The 2,722-nt window shown below is 52.9% G+C and carries 1 rRNA gene; it reads right to left on the reverse strand.

The features are described from left to right. Positions 1–12: 12 nt before the first annotated feature. Positions 13–2,722, reverse strand: a 23S ribosomal RNA gene (locus tag C7401_RS44115); the annotation flags it as partial.

Consider the following 2,722-nt stretch of genomic DNA (forward strand, 5'->3'; position numbering starts at 1 on the left):
CACACCTGTTATAGGATCAAGCCTTACGGGCAATTAGTATCAGTTAGCTTAACGCATTACTGCGCTTCCACACCTGACCTATCAACGTCCTGGTCTCGAACGACCCTTCAAGGGGCTTAAAGCCCCGGGGATATCTCATCTCAAGGCGAGTTTCCCGCTTAGATGCTTTCAGCGGTTATCTCTTCCGAACATAGCTACCCGGCGATGCCACTGGCGTGACAACCGGTACACCAGAGGTTCGTCCACTCCGGTCCTCTCGTACTAGGAGCAGGTCCCTTCAAATATCCAGCGCCCACGGCAGATAGGGACCAAACTGTCTCACGACGTTTTAAACCCAGCTCACGTACCTCTTTAAATGGCGAACAGCCATACCCTTGGGACCGGCTACAGCCCCAGGATGAGATGAGCCGACATCGAGGTGCCAAACACCGCCGTCGATATGAACTCTTGGGCGGTATCAGCCTGTTATCCCCAGAGTACCTTTTATCCGTTGAGCGATGGCCCTTCCATACAGAACCACCGGATCACTATGACCTGCTTTCGCACCTGTTCGACTTGTGAGTCTCACAGTCAAGCACGCTTATGCCATTGCACTATCAGCACGATTTCCGACCGTACCTAGCGTACCTTCGTACTCCTCCGTTACCCTTTGGGAGGAGACCGCCCCAGTCAAACTGCCTACCATGCACTGTCCCCGATCCGGATTACGGACCAAGGTTAGAACCTCAAACAGATCAGGGTGGTATTTCAAGGACGGCTCCATGCAGACTAGCGTCCACACTTCACAGCCTCCCACCTATCCTACACAAACCGGTTCAAAGTCCAATGCAAAGCTACAGTAAAGGTTCATGGGGTCTTTCCGTCTAGCCGCGGGGAGATTGCATCATCACAAACACTTCAACTTCGCTGAGTCTCGGGAGGAGACAGTGTGGCCATCGTTACGCCATTCGTGCAGGTCGGAACTTACCCGACAAGGAATTTCGCTACCTTAGGACCGTTATAGTTACGGCCGCCGTTTACCGGGACTTCAATCAAGAGCTTGCACCCCATCATTTAATCTTCCGGCACCGGGCAGGCGTCACACCCTATACGTCCACTTTCGTGTTTGCAGAGTGCTGTGTTTTTATTAAACAGTCGCAGCCACCAGTTTATTGCAACCCCTTCACCCTCAGAGCGCAGGCTCTTCAAGCTACAAGGGCGTACCTTATCCCGAAGTTACGGTACCAATTTGCCGAGTTCCTTCTCCCGAGTTCTCTCAAGCGCCTTAGAATACTCATCTCGCCCACCTGTGTCGGTTTGCGGTACGGTCACTGTTGAACTGAAGCTTAGAGGCTTTTCTTGGAACCACTTCCAGTTGCTTCTGCTCCGAAGAGCATGGCCTCGCACCCTTGAATTCCGCGCCCGGATTTGCCAAAGCGCCTTCTCCAATGCAAGGACCGGGACTTCCAACACCCGGACAACCTTCCGCGATCCGTCCCCCCATCGCATTCAACAATGGTGCAGGAATATTGACCTGCTTCCCATCAGCTACGCATTTCTGCCTCGCCTTAGGGGCCGACTCACCCTACGCCGATGAACGTTGCGTAGGAAACCTTGGGCTTACGGCGAGGGGGCCTTTCACCCCCTTTATCGCTACTCATGTCAGCATTCGCACTTCCGATACCTCCAGCACGCTTTTCAACGCACCTTCGCAGGCTTACGGAACGCTCTCCTACCATGCGTGCAAAGCACGCATCCGCAGCTTCGGTATATAGCTTAGCCCCGTTACATCTTCCGCGCAGGACGACTCGATCAGTGAGCTATTACGCTTTCTTTAAAGGGTGGCTGCTTCTAAGCCAACCTCCTGACTGTTTTAGCCTTCCCACTTCGTTTCCCACTTAGCTATATTTGGGGACCTTAGCTGGCGGTCTGGGTTGTTTCCCTCTTGACACCGGACGTTAGCACCCGATGTCTGTCTCCCGTGATTGCACTCTTCGGTATTCGGAGTTTGCTATGGCGACGTAATCCGCAATGGACCCATCAACCATGACAGTGCTCTACCCCCGAAGGTGATACACGAGGCACTACCTAAATAGTTTTCGGAGAGAACCAGCTATTTCCAGGTTTGTTTAGCCTTTCACCCCTATCCACAGCTCATCCCCTAACTTTTCAACGTTAGTGGGTTCGGTCCTCCAGCACGTGTTACCGTGCCTTCAACCTGGCCATGGATAGATCACCTGGTTTCGGGTCTACACCCAGCGACTGAACGCCCTGTTCGGACTCGCTTTCGCTACGCCTGCCCTATTCGGTTAAGCTTGCCACTGAATGTAAGTCGCTGACCCATTATACAAAAGGTACGCCGTCACCCCTTGCGAGGCTCCGACTGTTTGTATGCATGCGGTTTCAGGATCTATTTCACTCCCCTCCCGGGGTTCTTTTCGCCTTTCCCTCACGGTACTGGTTCACTATCGGTCGATCACGAGTATTTAGCCTTGGAGGATGGTCCCCCCATCTTCAGACAGGATTTCACGTGTCCCGCCCTACTTGTCGTACACCTAGTTCTTCCATTCCGTTTTCATCTACAGGGCTATCACCTGCTATGGCCGCACTTTCCAGAGCGTTCGATTAACGGTACAGATAAAGAGTACAGGCTGATCCCATTTCGCTCGCCACTACTTTGGGAATCTCGGTTGATTTCTTTTCCTGCGGCTACTTAGATGTTTCAGTTCGCCGCGTTCGCTTC

Origin of the sequence: Paraburkholderia unamae (assembly GCF_003268775.1) — a bacterium.
Taxonomy (GTDB): Bacteria; Pseudomonadota; Gammaproteobacteria; order Burkholderiales; family Burkholderiaceae; genus Paraburkholderia; species Paraburkholderia unamae.